The 17,650-nt window shown below is 60.5% G+C and carries 16 protein-coding genes; 15 read left to right on the forward strand and 1 reads right to left on the reverse strand.

Translation table 11 applies throughout. The annotated features are described in order from the left end of the window. The first annotated feature begins 18 nt into the window (after positions 1-18). The 10 genes from fabD (at position 19) to V5738_RS08635 (ending at position 8,663) form a co-directional block, all read left to right on the forward strand. Complete coding sequence (gene fabD / locus V5738_RS08590; RefSeq protein ID WP_423824155.1) at positions 19-978, forward strand: ACP S-malonyltransferase; 960 nt, start codon at positions 19-21, stop codon at positions 976-978. A gap of 40 nt (positions 979-1,018) precedes the next feature. Continuing rightward, positions 1,019-1,768, forward strand: coding sequence for a 3-oxoacyl-ACP reductase FabG (gene fabG / locus V5738_RS08595; protein ID WP_423824006.1), 750 nt, complete (start codon positions 1,019-1,021; stop codon positions 1,766-1,768). A gap of 104 nt (positions 1,769-1,872) precedes the next feature. Beyond that, on the forward strand, positions 1,873-2,112 hold the full coding sequence (gene acpP, locus V5738_RS08600; protein ID WP_006912784.1) for an acyl carrier protein: 240 nt from the start codon (positions 1,873-1,875) through the stop codon (positions 2,110-2,112). A gap of 96 nt (positions 2,113-2,208) precedes the next feature. Beyond that, entirely contained in the window at positions 2,209-3,450 is a 1,242-nt protein-coding gene (fabF, locus tag V5738_RS08605) for a beta-ketoacyl-ACP synthase II (RefSeq protein WP_423824007.1), read from the forward strand. After that, entirely contained in the window at positions 3,447-4,844 is a 1,398-nt protein-coding gene (locus tag V5738_RS08610; RefSeq protein WP_423824008.1) for an aminodeoxychorismate synthase component I, read from the forward strand. Before fabF ends, V5738_RS08610 begins: the two co-directional genes overlap by 4 nt. Further along, positions 4,837-5,652, forward strand: coding sequence for an aminodeoxychorismate lyase (pabC, locus tag V5738_RS08615; protein ID WP_423824009.1), 816 nt, complete (start codon positions 4,837-4,839; stop codon positions 5,650-5,652). Before V5738_RS08610 ends, pabC begins: the two co-directional genes overlap by 8 nt. A gap of 23 nt (positions 5,653-5,675) precedes the next feature. Then, complete coding sequence (mltG, locus tag V5738_RS08620; RefSeq protein ID WP_423824010.1) at positions 5,676-6,680, forward strand: endolytic transglycosylase MltG; 1,005 nt, start codon at positions 5,676-5,678, stop codon at positions 6,678-6,680. After that, positions 6,677-7,312: a dTMP kinase gene (gene tmk, locus V5738_RS08625; RefSeq protein ID WP_423824011.1), complete on the forward strand. Its 636-nt coding sequence runs from the start codon at positions 6,677-6,679 to the stop codon at positions 7,310-7,312. The genes mltG and tmk overlap by 4 nt, the downstream gene beginning before the upstream one ends. Beyond that, positions 7,309-8,301, forward strand: coding sequence for a DNA polymerase III subunit delta' (gene holB / locus V5738_RS08630; protein WP_423824012.1), 993 nt, complete (start codon positions 7,309-7,311; stop codon positions 8,299-8,301). Before tmk ends, holB begins: the two co-directional genes overlap by 4 nt. Further along, on the forward strand, positions 8,298-8,663 hold the full coding sequence (locus V5738_RS08635) for a PilZ domain-containing protein (RefSeq protein WP_423824013.1): 366 nt from the start codon (positions 8,298-8,300) through the stop codon (positions 8,661-8,663). The genes holB and V5738_RS08635 overlap by 4 nt, the downstream gene beginning before the upstream one ends. A gap of 18 nt (positions 8,664-8,681) precedes the next feature. On the opposite strand, the gene V5738_RS08640 is transcribed toward V5738_RS08635, so the two are convergent. Beyond that, positions 8,682-9,356: a TetR/AcrR family transcriptional regulator gene (locus tag V5738_RS08640; protein ID WP_423824014.1), complete on the reverse strand. Its 675-nt coding sequence runs from the start codon at positions 9,354-9,356 to the stop codon at positions 8,682-8,684. A gap of 303 nt (positions 9,357-9,659) precedes the next feature. Between V5738_RS08640 and V5738_RS08645 the strand changes: the two genes are divergently transcribed. From V5738_RS08645 to V5738_RS08665, 5 genes are all read left to right on the forward strand, one after another. Continuing rightward, positions 9,660-11,879, forward strand: a complete 2,220-nt coding sequence (locus V5738_RS08645; protein ID WP_423824015.1) for an acyl-CoA dehydrogenase — start codon at positions 9,660-9,662, stop codon at positions 11,877-11,879. Positions 11,880-11,974: 95 nt separating this feature from the next. Then, positions 11,975-12,676 carry a PAQR family membrane homeostasis protein TrhA gene (gene trhA / locus V5738_RS08650; RefSeq protein ID WP_423824016.1) on the forward strand — a complete coding sequence of 234 codons (702 nt, stop codon included), beginning with the start codon at positions 11,975-11,977 and terminating at the stop codon, positions 12,674-12,676. Continuing rightward, entirely contained in the window at positions 12,673-14,478 is a 1,806-nt protein-coding gene (gene recQ / locus V5738_RS08655) for a DNA helicase RecQ (RefSeq protein WP_423824017.1), read from the forward strand. Before trhA ends, recQ begins: the two co-directional genes overlap by 4 nt. 311 nt (positions 14,479-14,789) lie before the next feature. Next, a complete protein-coding gene (gene betT, locus V5738_RS08660; protein ID WP_423824018.1) occupies positions 14,790-16,862 on the forward strand; it encodes a choline BCCT transporter BetT in 2,073 nt (690 codons plus the stop codon). A 114-nt stretch (positions 16,863-16,976) separates the two neighbouring features. Beyond that, positions 16,977-17,648: a DNA-3-methyladenine glycosylase I gene (locus tag V5738_RS08665; RefSeq protein WP_423824019.1), complete on the forward strand. Its 672-nt coding sequence runs from the start codon at positions 16,977-16,979 to the stop codon at positions 17,646-17,648. The last annotated feature ends 2 nt before the right edge of the window (positions 17,649-17,650 follow it).

The following is a 17,650-nucleotide window of genomic DNA, read 5'->3' on the forward strand; positions in this document are numbered from 1 at the left end:
TTGATCCAGAAAGGCTGTATGTCGCGATTTGCCATGCTTTTCCCCGGACAGGGGGCACAATCGGTCGGAATGCTGACCGAACTCGGGCAGCAGCATCCCGCGATCGATCAAACGCTGGATGAGGCGAGCCAGGTCCTCGGCTACGACATGGCTGAACTGGTGCATCGCGGGCCAGCTGAAACGCTCGATCAAACCGAGTATACGCAGCCTGCACTCGTGGCTTCGAGCGTGGCTGTATGGCGGGCCTGGGAGGCGGCCGGTGGCACGCGGCCGAGCTTTGTGGCCGGGCATAGCCTCGGTGAATACAGTGCCTTAGTGGTGGCGGGCAGCATGGATTTTGCCGATGCGCTGCGTCTGACGCGTCTGCGAGGTCAGGCCATGCAAGATGCGGTTGCCGGCGGCGAAGGCGCCATGGCGGCCGTGATCGGACTGTCGGACGACGACGTTCGAGCGGCCTGTGAAGAGGCGCGAGCCGCTCTGTCGAGCCAGGGGCTTAGCGTGTCGGCTGCGAATTTCAATGCGCCCAAGCAGGTGGTGATCGCAGGCCACGCTGAAGCAGTCGAAAAAGCTTCGACTCTGGCCAAGGACAAAGGCGCGAAAATGGTCAAACCGCTGGCAGTGAGCGTGCCATCGCATTGCGAGCTCATGCGTCCGGCAGCCGATCGTTTAGCCTCTCATCTACAGGATATTCCGCTGCGCGAGCCGGCCATTCAGGTGTATCACAATATCGATGCCCGTCCGCGAGACGACGTTGAAGGTATTCGTCGAGCGCTGGTAGGGCAGTTGGCGCAATCGGTCCAGTGGGCCGAAACCATTCGGACGCTGGTGGCCAAGCATTGCAACGTTTTCGTCGAATGCGGGCCAGGTAAAGTGCTTTCGGGGCTGAACAAGCGGATCGACAAGTCGATCCAGAGCCTGCCCTTGGCCGACGGTTTGGATGCCGCGTTGCAGGCCAGCGCCGAAAACGACGCATCCTGAAACGTTTTCGACTGTTCACCACCCAACCGCAGGCAAGACCATGACAGATCTTACCGGGCAAATCGCGCTCGTGACCGGGGCCAGTCGGGGTATCGGCGCCGCTATCGCTGAGCGTTTGGCTGATGATGGCGCCACCGTGATCGGTACGGCGACCAGCGAAAGCGGAGCGCAGAACATTGATCAGCGGCTCAAGGGCAAGACCCCTGCGGGTGCAGGCCGTGTTCTGGATGTGACCGACGCAGAGGCCGTAGAGACGCTGATCAAGACGATCGGTAAGGAATTCGGCGCGCCGACGATCGTGGTCAATAACGCCGCCATCACGCGCGATACGCTCATGATGCGCATGAAGGACGATGACTGGCAGTCGGTGATCGATGCCAATCTGTCCGGTGTGTTCCGCGTATCCAAGGCCGTGCTCAAGGGCATGATGAAGGCCCGTGGCGGTCGAATCGTCAACATCGGTTCGGTGGTCGGGCTGAGCGGTAACGCCGGCCAAGTGAACTACAGCGCCGCCAAGGCCGGTCTGCTGGGGCTGACGCGCTCCATGGCCCGCGAGGTCGGCTCGCGCTCGATCACGGTCAATGCCGTGGCTCCGGGGTTCATCGAGACCGACATGACCCGCGATCTGCCAGAGCAGACCCGCGAGACGATGCTAGAACAGATCCCGCTGGGCCGACTGGGTGCGGTAGACGATGTCGCCTCAGCGGTGGCATTTCTCGTGTCGCCTGCGGCCGGTTATATTACGGGCGAGACGCTGAGTATAAACGGCGGCCTTTATATGGGGGCGTGATCGCCTGGCGAGACGGTTCCTTTTTCCCTAGAATGGCGCGCGGTTCGCGAGGGCGGATTCGCGTTTCATGAACGCGCAAAAAGCAAGCAAACAGGAGACAACCCATGAGTAGCGTGGAAGAACGAGTACAGAAAATCATTGCCGAGCAGCTGTCGGTCAGTGAAGACCAGGTGACCTCGGAGGCCTCGTTCGTCGACGACTTGGGTGCCGACTCGCTGGATACGGTCGAGCTGGTCATGGCGCTTGAGGAAGAATTCGAAATCGATATTCCCGATGAGGAAGCCGAGAAGATCGTCAACGTCAAGGATGCGGTAGACTACATTAAGTCGCACGCCGAGGGCTGATCCGCCCGCTAAAGCCGTCGGCCGGGCGCAAGATTGCCGGCCGACCGTGTTAAGGCCGTCCGACAGAGGCGGCACCATCTGTTGGAGGGGGCGTCGTTGAAACAGCGTCGCGTGGTAGTAACGGGCCTGGGGATGATTTCCCCACTGGGCTTGGACGTGGAATCGACTTGGGCTGGCATTCTTGCCGGCCGTAGCGGTATTTCGGCCATCGAACAGTTCGATGTGTCGAAATACCCGACTCGCTTCGGCGGTCCGATCCGCAATTTCGATCCGACTCAGTACATGTCGGCCAAGGAAGCCAAGCGCTTCGATCCGTTCGTGCACTACGGTGTGGCTGCCTCCGTGCAGGCCGTGCAAGATAGCGGACTGGAATTGTCCGACGAGTACAACGAGCGGGTCGGTGTGGCCGTTGGTTCAGGTATCGGCGGGATCGGTACGATCTTGAATACCTGTGCCGGCTTTCACGAATCGGGCTATAACCCGAAGAAGGTTTCGCCGTTTTTCATTCCCAGCAGTATCGCGAACATGGCCGCAGGTCAGGTTTCGATCCAGCTGAATCTGCACGGCCCTAATATCGCAGCAGTGTCGGCCTGCACGACCGGTGTGCATAACATCGGTTTGGCCGCGCGTTTGATCGCCTGTGGCGATGCCGAGGCCATGGTGGCCGGTGGCTGTGAAATGGCGGTCAATCGGATCGGGCTGGCGGGTTTCTGTGCTGCCAAGGCATTGTCGACACGCAATGACAATCCGGAGGCGGCTAGCCGTCCCTGGGATGTCGACCGCGACGGTTTTGTGCTGTCGGACGGGGCCGGTGTGGTCGTGCTCGAGGATCTGGAAAGCGCTAAGGCGCGCGGCGCCCGTATCTACGGTGAAGTCGTCGGCTTTGGCATGAGTGGCGATGCCCATCACATCACCATGCCGAGCGGTCATGGGGCACGCCAGTGCATGACCAACGCCTTGGCCGATGCCGAAATGACGGGTGAAGATATCGATTACGTCAATGCCCATGGGACTTCCACCCAGGCCGGCGACGTATCCGAAAGCCAGTCGATCGAGTCGGTGTTGGGCAGTGCTGCCAAGCGGGTCGCGGTCAGTTCGACCAAGTCGATGACCGGACATATGCTCGGGGCAGCCGGCTCGGCCGAAGCGATCTTCACGCTGCTGGCCATTCGCGATCAAGTCGCGCCGCCGACGATCAATCTGGATACGCCGGACGAAGGCTGCAATCTGGATTATGTGCCGCATACGGCCCGCGATATGACAATCAATGCGGCCCTGTCGAACTCGTTCGGCTTTGGGGGGACCAACGGCTCGTTGATTCTCAAGCGTTTCGATTGACGACAGAGCATGGAGACCAGGGCCGTATCGTCGTTAGCGCCGATCTGGCCCGTCTGACACTCGAAGCCGGGCATTGCCCGGCGTTGCATCATCTGGCGGCTGCCAATCCCGAGGTTTTTCCGGCCTTGCTAGAGTCGAGCGCCGGGGCGGCCGCCCAGTCCCGCTACGATATCCTCCTGGCCGATCCCGAGCGGGTGATTAAGGCCGAGGATTTCGACGATCCAGCGGCTTTTTTCGATGTGCTCGACGAGCTCGCTGCGCAGTCGAATGCGGCCGGCCATGACGATCTGCCGTTCATTGGTGGCTGGCTCATCTATTTGAGCTACGAGATGGCACAGGGTGTCGAACCAAGCCTGCACCTGCCGATAGCTGACGATCCGCTGCCGATGGCCATGGCGCTACGTTGCACCAGTGCGATCGTGCACGATCGACAACGTCATACCGTGGATATCATTTCCGAGGCGGGCGATGATCGCCGCGTAGAGGCGCTCCGTGCGGAATTGGCGGCGGTGAGTCGGATCGGGCCGTATTCTGGGCCACCGTCTGATGCGCCGCTTGCTGCCTGGCATGAGGATCCGCCAACGCATTACACCGACGCGGTCACCCAGGCGCGTGAGTACATAAGAGCCGGGGATGTGTTCCAGACCAACCTCGCGCGTGCCTGGCAGGGCGAGCTACAGCATGACTGTACGCCGGCGGATGTGTATCGGGCGTTACGCGCCAGCAATCCGGCCCCGTTTTCGGCCCTCGTGCAGTGGCAGGGAGCTGCATTGGTGTGTTCTTCGCCGGAACGGCTGTTGTCGATTCGGGGTGGCCGCGCCAGCGTTCGGCCGATTGCAGGCACCCGGCGGCGCTATCCTGGCGCGGAGCAGCGGATCAGTCGCGAGTTGATTACCCACCCGAAGGAACGGGCCGAACACGTGATGTTGATCGATCTGGTGCGCAACGATCTGGGGCGATTCTGTCGTCCGGGGACGATCGAAGTCGATGAACTGATGATCGTCGAATCCTATGCACACGTGCATCACATCGTATCGAACGTGGCCGGCGAACTTGCCAGTGATATCGGACCCGGGGCGGCACTGAAGGCCGTGTTTCCGGGCGGCACGATCACCGGCTGCCCCAAGGTTCGGTGCATGGAAATCATTGCCGAACTCGAAACAGTCGGACGCGGGGCCTATACCGGTAGCGTCGGGTATTTGAGCCGTTGCGGTACGCTCGATACCAATATCGTCATCCGTTCGATAACCCAGAAGGGCCGGCAGATGACGCTCCGCGCCGGGGCCGGAATCGTCGCGGATTCAGAGCCGCAGGCCGAGCTCGAGGAAACACGCCATAAAGCCCACGGTGTGCTCCGGGCCTTTGCTTGGCCCCAAGGCCAGAGCCGTGGCTGAGTCCTGTCTGGTCGATGGTCGGCCCAGTGATCACGTAGCAGCCGACGATCGCGGTCTGGCCTATGGGGACGGTGTGTTTCGTACGCTGCGTCTCGCACGAGGCAGGCCGGTGGCGTGGGCCGCCCAGTACGCACGGCTGGCGCACGATTGTCGCGCCTTGTATTTACCGACGCCAGCTGCCGATGTCGTGGCGCGCGACCTGACCAGGCTTGGCGGTATGCTGGGTCCGGCGATCGCCAAGATCATGGTGACCCGAGGCAGCAGCGGTCGTGGCTATACCCCCGCGTTGCAGGCGAATGCTCGACGTATCGTGACCGTCACTTCGGCCGATCCGAGCACGCTGCCGGATTCGCTGGAACTCGAGCGGTCGCCGGTGGCATTTGGCGATCAGCCGTTGCTGGCAGGGGTCAAGCATCTCAACCGGCTCGAACAGGTACTGGCACGCCGCGACTGTGCCGAACGTCACAGTGCCGATGCGCTGATGTGCGATAGTTCCGGGCGCATGATCAGTACCACGATGCGGAACCTGGTGTTTGCCGATGCGGCCGGCCACTGGTGGACCCCGAAACTAACGCGTGCCGGGGTGGCCGGTGCAACTCGGCAGCGGCTGATGGCCGCGCGCGCCGAACTGGGTCGCCCGATCACGGTAAGCGACATCGAACTATCGGCGTTGCCGGAATTTACAGCGGTCGTGGCCTGTAACAGCGTCGGCGACGCTATTTCGGTCAGCCGTATCGCCGAACAGTGTTTCGTCGCGAGCTCCGGGTTGGCCCGGCAGGCGAACGCACTGCTTCGTGACAGCGAATAGCAAGCAAAGGAGACGCCGCGCTCGTGGTCCGACGTATCGTTTATGGGCTGATGGTGATCAGCCTCTTGGCCGCCGGTCTGCTCGCAGCCGACGTAGCCCGTTTTTTTACCCAGCCGCTCGATAATTTCGAGCCGCAGCATATCGAGGTGGCGCCGGGCACGAGCTTCAGCGCGCTCGTGCATCAACTGCGGCGCAAGCAGATCGTCAGCCGGGCGCGAGACGAGCGTTATCTGTCACTGTATGCGCGCCTGAGCGGCAAGGCGACCAGCGTCAAAAGCGGCGAATATTTGGTGCCGGCGCGACAGAAACCGGCCCAGCTGGTCGGTTTGCTGGTCTCCGGCAAGATTCGTCAACACAAGCTGACGCTGGTCGAGGGCTGGCGCTTTTCCCAAATCATGCAGACCGTGAATCAGGATTCGGCGCTCAAGCATACGCTCCAGGATAAAAACGACGCCCAGATCATGGCGGCGCTCGGTCATCCCGAACGCAAGCCAGAAGGCTTGTTCATGCCGGATACCTATATGTTTCCACGCGGTATGACCGATGTGGCGTTTTTGAAGCGCGCCTATAAGGCGATGCAAAGTTTTCTGGACCAGGCTTGGACGAATCGGGCCGACAATATCGCGATCGACTCGCCGTATCAGGCGTTGATTCTGGCATCCATCATCGAAAAAGAAACCGCAGCACCCAGCGAGCGTCCGCGTATCGCGGGTGTTTTCACCCGGCGCCTGCGTCAAGGCATGCGGCTACAGACCGATCCGAGCGTGATCTACGGAATTGACGACTACGACGGCAATATCCACAAATCCGATCTGGAAAAAGATACGCCTTACAATACCTATACGCGTGCCGGGCTGCCGCCGACGCCGATTGCTTCCCCGTCGCGGGCCTCGATCCGTGCAGCGCTGCATCCAAAACCCGGTTCCGCGCTGTATTTCGTATCGCGCGGCGATGGCACGCATGTGTTTTCCGATACGCTGGCCGAGCAGAATCGGGCAGTGCGTAAATATCAGAAAGGCGGTTCATGAGTTCTGTAGCGATCGACGGTGGACGATTCATCACTTTCGAAGGCGGCGAAGGGGCCGGTAAGTCGACCCAGATCGCCGCGCTGGCCGAGCACCTTCGTAGCCAGGGCTATACGGTGCGTACCACCCGTGAGCCCGGTGGTACAGAGCTCGGCGAAGCCGTTCGTGGCGTGCTGATGGGCGAGTACGAAGCACCGATGCCAGCCATGAGCGAACTGCTCTTGATTTTTGCTGCGCGAGCGGCGCATTTGCTGCAGGTGATCGAGCCGGCCCTGGACAATGGTGAAATCGTGCTCTGTGACCGGTTTACCGACGCCAGTTTTGCCTATCAAGGGGTCGCTCGCGGACTGGGTGAACCTGCAGTCGCGACGCTCGAGCGCCTGGTTCAGGGCGAGCGGCGCCCGGACGGGGTGTTGGTGCTCGATCTGCCGGTCGAGCAGGGCTTGGCGCGTGCCAGAAGCCGGGGTGAGGACAACCGCTTCGATCACGAGGCTGTGGCATTTCATACTGTGGTCCGCGAGACGTATCAAATGCGGGCCCGGGCCAATCCCGAGCGCTATGCACTCATCGACGCTGCCGGATCGAGCCAGCAGGTTTCCCGGGCGGTGATCGCAGCCGCGCACGTCTGGCTATGACGCAACAAGCCTCGACAATGCCGATCCTGCCCTGGCATGCGCCGCTCTGGAGGCATGTAGCAGCTGGGATTCGAGACGATCGGGTGGCCCATGGCGTGCTGATCGCCGGTACACCGGGGGTTGGCAAGCGCCGTTTTGCACGTCAGGTCGTGGCCGCACTGCTATGTCGTTCGCGCGCTGACGACGGCCGCGCCTGTGGCGCATGCGCCGGCTGTCGCCAGTTCGCCGCCGGTACCCATCCCGACATATCGCGTCTGACCCCGGAGGATAAGGGTAAGACGATCAAGGTCGCTCAGGTCAGGCAGTTTTCGCATGCACTGCATCTGACCCCGCAGTACGAAACCGGCCGTGTGGGCTGGATCGACCCGGCCGATGCGCTTTCGATCAGCGCCGCCAACAGCCTGCTCAAGACACTCGAAGAGCCGCCGGCCGGCTGTCATATCGTATTGATCAGCGATCGGGTCTCGTCGCTGCTGCCGACTATTCGTAGTCGCTGCCAGCTCTGGACCGTGCCGGCGGCCGATCCGGCTACGGCTCGGGAGTGGCTTGCCGAACAGGGGGTCGATGCCAGCCAGGAAGACGATGATCGTCTGCGATCCCCGTTGGCTGTGATTGCTCACCAAGGGGATGAAGTCGATCAATTGTTGGCCCAATGGGACAAGGATCTGCTGCGGCTGCTAGCGCGTCGAGCCAACCCGGTCAGCGTTGCCGAACGCGCCTACGAGGCCGAGCGGCGGCTATGGGTCGATTGGCTCTATCGGCGCTGTAACGATCTGATGCGCGCGAGCCTGGTTGGCCAAGAAGACGACACAGCACAGACGAATCTGGCGCGTGCGGCGCAAAGACTCGGCCCGCGTCGTCTGGAAGCCTGGAGCCGTCGGGTCGCCGAAGTGGCGCGCATGGTCGATAGCAACGCCGACTGGCGTTTGGTGGTAGAGTCGGTTTTCATCGAGCTGAGTCAGCAGGTGGCCGACGCAACGCAGCCATGAGTACCGACAGCAAACCCGCCGGGCAGTCCCGTATCGTTCGTTTCGACGTGCCCAACAACCGTGCGCTCTATGAAGCGTATATGCCGTTCATCCGTGACGGGGGGCTGTTCGTTGGCGAACCGCACCTGTCGGATATGCGCTTCGCATTGGGCTCCGAGGTCTTTCTACTCCTGCATCTGCAGGAGCAGGACGAGCGATTGACGGTGGCCGGGCGGGTCGTCTGGATTTCCTGGCCCGGCACTCAAAGGCCTCCAGGCATCGGCGTGCAGTTCATCGAACCGGACGGCATCGTGGTCCAGCAACGCATCGAGACGTTGCTGACCGGGCAGCTGAACAGCGATCAGCCGACGCAGACGCTGTAGTTCGAAGCGACTACGGCTTCAACTCACCGCCGACTGGTCCTCGAGATCAAGAGTCCGGGCCAGTGCTTCGTCACTGGCGATCCCCCGCCAGATCATTTCGAACAAGACGGGGGCACGCTCGGCCAGCCCATGTTTTCGCCCTCGCATTAGCCACATGCCGACGTTGCGGTTGGCCACCCCCCAAATGAAATCCGAAATTTCGACTTCGCTGACCGTGGAGCTCAGGATGCCGGATTCGCGGCCTTCTCGAATCACACCGAGAAACACCGACATCAATTCCGGCTGCCGAAAGGTATCGTCGTCCCGCCAGGTGTTCAGATACACCGAGCTCAGGATGATCTGAGCGACCTCGGGCTGGCGCTCGAAATAATCGAGCAAGACCCAGAACACCTTGCGCAGTCGATCACGGAAGTTCTCGATGCCGTGCAAATGATCGATCATTCGCTGGGCCAAAGTACTCAGCCAGGTATCGAGGCTGGCAAACAGTACCGTTTCCTTGCTGCCATAGTACTTGTACAGCGTCTGCAGACTGATATGGGCGTGCTTGGCGACATCGATCAGTTTGACGCGATGAAACTCTCGTTCAGCAAACAGAACACGGGCTGCTTCTTCGATGCGGCGCCGAGTTCCGGGATCGATTTGCGCCAATGCCTGCTCTCGTTCGGCGGTGGTCTTGGGGTAGCGATCGATCACGAGGTAACACCTGTTACGCGGAACACGGCGCGCACTCTAACACTCGCTCAGTCTTCGCCCAATCTTGTTTAACCACCCCGATAATTGCACACAATCGTTCTGCGGATAAAAATTTTAGTTCGTCGACTTTGAAAATGGTAATTTTTATTATTGTTTGAGCCGATGGTTTTTCCGGTTATTCTCTATGCATTGCATGGCTAGAACGTCGCCTACGGTTCCGGTTCGTGCCGTCGTTGTTTCGTTGTCTGCCCCGGAGTATCCATGTTTGCAGCGATCTTAGAAAAGCTTGATAAGGCCAAGGTTTTGCCTCGAATCTCAGAGACCGAGCGCCAGGCGTTGACTGCTGGTTCGGTCTGGATCGATGGACAGATCTTCTCAGGTAATCCTGATTTCCGCTCGATCATGGCCGAGGCTTATCCAAACTTGTCGTCGGAAGAGCAGGCATTTCTGGAAGGGCCGGTAGAAACGCTGTTGCATAAGGTGGATCGCTGGCAACTCCAGCAGACTCGGCGGATCCCCGAAGACATCTGGACGTTTCTGCGAGATAACGGCTTTTTTGGTCTGATCATTCCAAAAGCCTATGGAGGGGCTGGGTTTTCGACTCTGGCGCGCAGCGCGGTGATGATGAAGACCTCCCAGCTCGGCCCGGTTGGCACGCTGGTCGTGATACCCAATACGCTGGGTGCGGCTGAACTGTTGATCAGCTACGGCACCGAGGCACAGAAAGCGCACTATCTGCCCAGGCTCGCGAGCGGCGAGCTCGTGCCCTGTTTCGGGCTCACCGAGCCGACGGCCGGCTCGGATGCCGCGTCGATCCGAGCCGAGGGAACGGTTTTCAAAGACGACAGTGGCGAGATCAAGCTGCGTCTGAACTTCTCCAAGCGTTATATCACGCTGGCGCCGGTGGCCAATCTGGTGAGTCTGGCCTGTCGTTTGCATGATCCGGATAACCTGCTTGGCGCTGGAGAATACCCGGGCATTACTGTCGTTTTGCTGGAGAAAGGCACGCCCGGGCTAAGCCTCGGCGATCATCATCTACCTATCGGGCCCTTCGACAACGGCCCGATTTACGGCGAAAACGTCGTGGTCTCGGCCGACCACATCATCGGAGGTACGGCCCGAGCCGGGCAGGGCTGGCGGATGCTGATGGAACAGCTCGGTGGCGGCCGAGCCGTATCGCTGCCGGCGGGCGGTGTGTCCTCAGCCAAATCGGCAGCGGCGGCCGTCGGCCCGTACAGTATGGTGCGTGAGCAGTTCGGCTTGCCGATCGGGCTGATGGAAGGGGTGGCGGCCAAGGTTGCCCGTACGGCGGCGCTGGCTTATGTGCTGGAATCCTCGCGGATCTATGTTTGCGCAGGCGTGGATGCCGGCCACCACCCACCGGTGATTTCGGCCATTCTCAAACAGCAGACGACCGAACTCGGCCAACAGTTGTTGGTCGACGGCATGGACGTCATGGCTGGGGCGGGGGTCATGCAAGGGCCGAACAATATCCTCGGCTCCAGTTATATCGCTGCCCCGGTCAGCGTGACCGTCGAGGGGGCGAACATTCTGACCCGAACGCTGATGATCTTCGGCCAGGGGGCGGTCCGTTGTCATCCCTATGCGTTGACCACCCTGAACGCTGTCGAAAACAAGGATGTTGCAGCCTTCCGTCAGGCGATCCTGGGCTGGATGGGGCATTCCCTGGTCAACTTCGGTCGCACCGTAGTGCGTGGTCTCACCCGCGGCGCTACGGTGCGTGCCCCGGTCGACGATGCGACCGCGCGCCACTTCAAAAAGCTCGGTTGGGCGGCATCGCGCTTCGCGCTGCTCACGGATCTGGCCATGTTCTGCGTCGGCGGCAAGCTCAAGCAGCGCGGTCAACTCTCGGGGCGTTTTGCGGATGCCTTGTCGTGGATGGTCTTTGGTGTGACCACGCTCAGGCGTTTTCATGCCGAGGGCGCACGACAAGAAGACTTGCCAGTCGTGCACTGGGCGCTCAAGTACAGTCTGCTGCAGGTGCAACAGGCGTTCGAAGGGATCTATGCCAATTTCGATACTCCGATCGTCGGTTGGTTGCTGCGTTACCCGGGTCGTTTCTGGTTGCGTATCAATCCGCTATCCAGCGGGCCAAGCGATCGCGAAGACCGGGCAGTGGCGGCCACGATCCAGACCCCGGGTGAGCAATATCAGCGCATTGCACTCGAAGGCCTCGGCCAGCCGCGTGACGATGAGCCAGGGATGGGGCGGCTTCTGCATGCCTGGCGGTTGATCAGCGCGGCCCAAAAACCGCTGGCCCGGATCAAAAAAGCCATGCGGGATCGCCAGATCGATGCGGCGAGCGTGCTTGATGCGATCGACCAAGCCAAGGCCCAGGGGCTGATCGATGCCGTCGAGGCCGAACAGGTTCGTACCGCGGAGCAGGCACGACTCGCCGCCATTCAGGTCGATGTGTTCGACCCGAAAGATTATTATCACGACGGTCTGGCGGAGGATTCGCAGACGCCGCAGCCCGAGGTCGCCAAGGCCGCCAACGCTTAAGTAGGGGGCAGAGCGGACGACGCCAAGCCGCGAAGGCGTCGTCCGCGCTGTAATACACCGAGGGCAACGCGCCTTGCCCGTGGCACAATAGGCCCATGAGCAGCGTAAGATCGACGTCGCGCGTCAACATGAGCGGCTATACCCTCGGCGAAGAGATCGCCAATGCGGTGACCTCCGGCATCGGCACGGCGTTGTCGATTGCTGGACTGGTGATCATGGTGGTTTATGCCGCCTTGGAGGGGAGCGTCTGGCACATTGTCGGTGTCTCGATTTTCGGCACCAGTCTGATTTTTTCGCATCTGGCCTCGACCCTGTATCACAGCATTGCGCCGCCGCGGGCCAAGACGGTATTACAGCTCATTGACCATCTGGCGATCTATTTCCTTATCGCCGGGACTTATACCCCGTTCACGTTGGTCAACCTGCGCGGAGTGTGGGGGTGGACGCTGCTGGGCCTGATCTGGGCTCTAGGGCTGGCCGGCGTAATCATCAAGACCACACGTTTGCGCCGTGTGTCGTATCTGTCGACGTCGTTCTACGTGGCCATGGGCTGGACCGTAGTCTTGGTGATCAAGCCGCTGCTGGACAATGTCGCTGCCGGTGGTATCTGGCTGCTGCTACTGGGCGGTCTGGCCTATACCGCGGGCGTGATCTTCTACGCTTGGGAGCGCATGCCCTACAACCACGCGATCTGGCATCTATTCGTGATTGCCGGCAGTGCCTGTCATTTTTTCGCCGTGCTGTTCTATGTGATTCCGCTAGCCGATGCGGCCGCCGCGCTAGACCTGACGTCGTGACGGCGCCGCAATGGACAGCGCAGCAGGCGCTCGAATCGGTTTTCGGTTATAGCCAGTTCCGCGGCCAGCAGGCCGACATCATCGACCATATCGTCGCCGGCGGCGATGCGTTGGTGCTCATGCCGACCGGCGGCGGCAAATCGTTGTGCTACCAGATTCCGGCCCTGGTGCGTCCCGGGGTGGCTATCGTCGTCTCGCCGTTGATTGCACTGATGGCCGATCAGGTCGCAGCACTGCAACAGCTCGGGGTGGCTGCGGCCTATCTCAATTCCACGCTCGACTTCGATGACCAGGTCGCCATAGAGCGAGATCTGGTATCCAACGCGCTGGATATCGTCTATATCGCACCCGAGCGCCTGCTGCAGCCGCGAACCCTTGAACTGATCCAGCGCTGTGATATCGCTTTGTTTGCGATCGATGAGGCTCATTGCGTATCGCAATGGGGGCATGATTTCCGGCCGGAATATCGTCAGCTCGCACTGCTGGCCCAGCAGTTTCAAGACATACCGCGGGTTGCGTTGACTGCGACCGCCGACCTGCCGACCCGCGACGAGATCGTCGAACGGCTGGCCCTGGAGCAGGCCGGGCATTATCTACACAGCTTCGATCGCCCGAATATCCAGTACCGGGTCGCCGAGCATGGCAACGCCAAGCAGCAACTGGCTGATTTCATCGATCGCGAACATGCCGGGCAGGCCGGCATCGTCTACTGTCTATCGCGGCGCAAGGTCGAAGAAACTGCAGAATGGTTATCCAACGCGGGTTATACCGCGTTGGCCTATCACGCCGGGCTATCGCCGGCGATGCGGGCCCATAATCAATCGCGTTTCTTACGCGAGGAAGGCGTGATCATCTGTGCGACCGTGGCCTTCGGCATGGGAATCGACAAGCCGGATGTGCGATTCGTCGCGCATGTCGATCTGCCGGCCAGCATGGAAGCCTATTACCAGGAAACCGGCCGGGCCGGGCGCGATGGCGCACCGGCAACCGCCTGGATGCTGTATGGCCTGGGCGATGCCGTACAGCGCCGGCGTATGATTGAGCAGGGCAACGCGCCGGAAGAACGCAAGCGGGTCGAGCGCGGCAAGCTGGATGCCATGCTGGCCTACTGTGAACTGGCCACTTGCCGGCGTGCGAATCTGCTGGATTACTTCGGCGAGCAATACCCGGAGCCCTGTGGCAACTGCGATACCTGCCTTAATCCACCGGAAACCTACGATGCCACTCGCTATGCTCGTATGGCGTTGTCGGCGATCTATCGAACCGGCCAGCGTTTCGGAACCGGCTATATCGTCGATCACCTGCGTGGGGCGCATGGTGATCGCGCCCGCGATCTCGGCCACGATACCCTGTCCACAGCAGGCATCGGCACGGATCTGGCGGCCAAGCAGTGGCGCTCGATTGTCCGACAACTGGTGGCGCTCGGCTATGTCCGGGTTGAACAGGCCTACGGCGGCCTACAGCTGGCCAAGGGGTGTCGTGAACTGTTGCGTGGTGAACGCGTTCTCGAACTGCGAGCCGATCGACGCAGTCAGAAAGCCCGCCGGAGCGCCAAGAAAGAGCTGCCGCCGATCGAGATTGAGGATGAGCCGCTCTGGGAGGCCCTGCGCGCGCTGCGTCTCGAACTGGCCCGGGAACAGGATGTCCCGCCTTATGTGATCTTCCACGATGCGACCCTGCGCGCAATGCTAGCGGCTCGGCCAAACGACGTTGACGAGCTGGCCGCCATTCCGGGCATCGGTGCCAAGAAACGACAGGCCTACGGCCAGGCCTTCATCGATGCCATAGCACAGCATTCGTAATCGAAAGTACGGGCATGGCGCATGCCGTAATTATGCCTGTCGCGGTCCGTAACCGGCCGTCACGGTATCCGAGTTCCATGCGTACGAGTTGCAAGTCCGCGGTCTTGTGGGCAGTCTTGCGCAGTAATCGAACGCGGAGCGCCAGGGGGTAGTGTGCGCCGCGTTCGCCCATCGGGGGCCTTCGGACCTTCCGTGTACGTCGCCAGAACAGCGACCGTGGAGCCGTTGTGTGCGGTACCGCGGTATGCAAGTGCATACTGCACCGGTCGAGCAACAGTGGGCTCCCGGCAACTTCTATTGCCAGGAGCGATATGAGCCAGAAACTTGCTTCAGACGAACATAAGCCATCTGAAGATCGGTTGAACCCGGTAGTCTTCTACGGATCGGCTTTGACCATCGTGGCGTTTTCGTTATGGACCATGATCTTTACCGATCAGGCCCAATCGACCATCAGCGCGGTCAAAAGCTGGATCTCGGCGACTTTCGGTTGGTACTACTTCCTCACCGTCATCATCTATCTGGTGTTCGTCATCGGGGTCGCGGTATCCCGTTTCGGGCGCATCCGACTCGGGCCGGAGCAATCGCGGCCAGACTTCAACCTATTCTCGTGGTCGGCGATGCTGTTTTCTGCGGGCATCGGCATCGGCGTGATTTTCTATGGTATCGCCGAGCCGCTGACCCAGTTCTATAATGCCCCCGACGTGCCCGATGATCAGGCCATGGCTGCTCGCCATGCCATGGAGATCACGTTTCTGCACTGGGGGATATCCGGCTGGGCGATCTATTCGCTGGTCGGCATGTCGTTGGCGTTTTTCTCCTATCGCTACGATCTGCCGCTGACCATTCGCTCGGCGCTCTATCCGTTGTTCGGCAAGAAAATCTATGGCTGGATCGGCCATACGGTAGATATTGCGGCCGTGGTGGCCACGGTATTCGGTATCGCGGCGGCCCTGGGTATCGGCATCGTGCAGCTCAACTTCGGCATGGAGTACATGTTCGGTATCACCGCGAACGTCTGGACCCAGGTAGGTCTGGTCGTGGCCATCGTGGCGTTTGCCACGATCTCGGCGGTCACCGGCGTCGAAAAAGGCATTCGTCGGCTTTCCGAGTTCAATATCCTGCTGGCGGTCCTGCTGCTGCTGTTCGTGCTGTTTACCGGACGAACGCTGTTTCTGCTCAACACCTTCGTCACTAACATCGGCGACTATCTGACCGATTTCGTCTCGCTATCCACGAATACCTTCTCGTTTTCCCAACCGACCAGCTGGCTGGACGGCTGGACGCTGTTCTTCTGGGCCTGGTGGATCGCCTGGGCCCCGTTTGTCGGTCTGTTCCTGGCGCGTATTTCCCGCGGGCGTACGATCGGCGAATTCGTGGCCGGCACCATGACGCTGCCGATCCTGTTCATGATGATCTGGATGTCGCTGCTCGGGAACTCGGCGATAGATATGGTCATGCAGGGCGGTACCGAGTTCGGCCAGCAGGTTATGGATAACCCGCCGTCGGGCATTTATTTGTTCCTCAACCAGTTACCGCTGCCACTGCTGTCGACGCTCGGGGTCACGATCCTGGGGATCGTATTCTTTGTGACGTCAGGCGACTCGGGGGCCCTGGTGCTGTCAAATTTCACCTCGATTCTCAAGGACGTGAACAGCGACGCACCGGTCTGGATGCGCATCATCTGGTCGGCGATTATCGGTGTGGTCACACTGGCGCTGCTGTTGGCCGGCTCCGGTACCAGTGGCCTGTCGACCCTGCAGAGCGCGGTCGTTGTGGCTGGGCTGCCGTTCTCGGTCGTCCTGTTCTTTATGATCGCCGGGCTATGGAAGGCTTTGAAGATGGAGGTCTACAAGGTGGATAGCCAACGCGTCAGCCTGCCGGGGCATTTGTCCAGCCGCATGGGCGGCCGCGAGGGCGTGTCTTGGACCACGCGAGTGGCTCGAGCGATGAGTTTCCCGAGTTATCGGCATGCCATGCGTTATCTCGACAATACGATCCGTCCGGCCATGGATCGGGTCGCCGAGGAATTACGTGCTCAGGGCATGAACGTTGAGGTGGCCACCGAGGGCGAGGGCGACGAACGCCACGGCGCATTGCGCGTCGATCTCATGGATGAACCGGACTTCAACTACCAGGTCTGGCCGCGCGAGTTTCAGACTCCGACTTTCGCAATGCGGACCTCGCGTTCGAACTCGTCCTACTACCGGCTCGAGGTCTTTTTGACCGAGGGTACGCAAGGCTATGATTTGATGGATTATTCGAAGGATCAAATCATCGCCGATATTCTCGATCAGTACGAAAGTCATTTGCACTTTCTACATCTGGCCCGGGAATCGGCTGGCGATTCGACGCTTCCGGACAGTCCGGAGCAGCCGAAAGCCTGACCGTCCGAAAGGCCCGACTATCGTCGGGCCTTTTTTTGAGTACGATTTCGGCCGGTAAACGCGGGCGGTCGGCGAACGCGTACAATCGGGCCATTCATTGCCCGAACCCGACTGATGACCGTCTTCCACATGATCGAGCAGGCTGCCGAGCAACGTCTTGGCGGCCTAGAAGCTCTCGAATCTCATCTTATTCGCCCCGAACCGCCCGAATCCCTGGCCATGATCGGCGATGATCGTTATCTCTCGGTCATGTGTCGGCGCATTTTCCGGGCCGGGCTCACGCATCGGCTGGTCGATGCCCGCTGGCCGGCCTTCGAGCTCGCCTTCGACGATTTTGACCTGGCGCGCGTCGCCGAGCTGGACGATACCGACCTGCGCCGGCTGGCCACCGATGAAACCCTGATTCGTCATCGCAAGAAGATCTTTGCCGTACGCGATAACGCCCAGGCCATGCAGGCGATCGTCGACGAATTCGGCAGTTTCGGGTTCTGGCTTGCCGAATGGCCCGAAGACGAGATCGTGGATCTCTGGGCCGAACTTAAGAAACGCTTCACCCAGCTCGGCGGCAACTCCGGTCCGGCATTTCTGCGCATGGCTGGAAAAGACACTTTTCTTCTAACAGATTGGGTGGTCCAAGCTATGGATCACTGGAATGCCTATTCTGGAAAAGTCCATACCCGAAGCGGGCAGGCAGATGTTCAGGCATTATTCAATCAATGGCACTCAGAATCCGGCCGACCTTACTGCCAGATCAGCCAGATACTTGCATTTTCTATTGATCGTTAAAG

Source organism: Salinisphaera sp. SPP-AMP-43 (assembly GCF_049568105.1).
In the GTDB taxonomy this organism is placed as follows: Bacteria; Pseudomonadota; Gammaproteobacteria; order Nevskiales; family Salinisphaeraceae; genus Salinisphaera.

Bases quoted from the DNA above. Each gene is read 5' to 3' on its own strand.
- fabD (WP_423824155.1), top strand. From the start codon at position 19: ATGTCGCGATTTGCCATGCTTTTCCCCGGACAGGGGGCACAATCGGTC.
- fabG (WP_423824006.1), top strand. From the start codon at position 1,019: ATGACAGATCTTACCGGGCAAATCGCGCTCGTGACCGGGGCCAGTCGG.
- acpP (WP_006912784.1), top strand. From the start codon at position 1,873: ATGAGTAGCGTGGAAGAACGAGTACAGAAAATCATTGCCGAGCAGCTG.
- tmk (WP_423824011.1), top strand. From the start codon at position 6,677: ATGAGTTCTGTAGCGATCGACGGTGGACGATTCATCACTTTCGAAGGC.
- holB (WP_423824012.1), top strand. From the start codon at position 7,309: ATGACGCAACAAGCCTCGACAATGCCGATCCTGCCCTGGCATGCGCCG.
- V5738_RS08635 (WP_423824013.1), top strand. From the start codon at position 8,298: ATGAGTACCGACAGCAAACCCGCCGGGCAGTCCCGTATCGTTCGTTTC.
- trhA (WP_423824016.1), top strand. From the start codon at position 11,975: ATGAGCAGCGTAAGATCGACGTCGCGCGTCAACATGAGCGGCTATACC.
- betT (WP_423824018.1), top strand. From the start codon at position 14,790: ATGAGCCAGAAACTTGCTTCAGACGAACATAAGCCATCTGAAGATCGG.
- V5738_RS08665 (WP_423824019.1), top strand. From the start codon at position 16,977: ATGACCGTCTTCCACATGATCGAGCAGGCTGCCGAGCAACGTCTTGGC.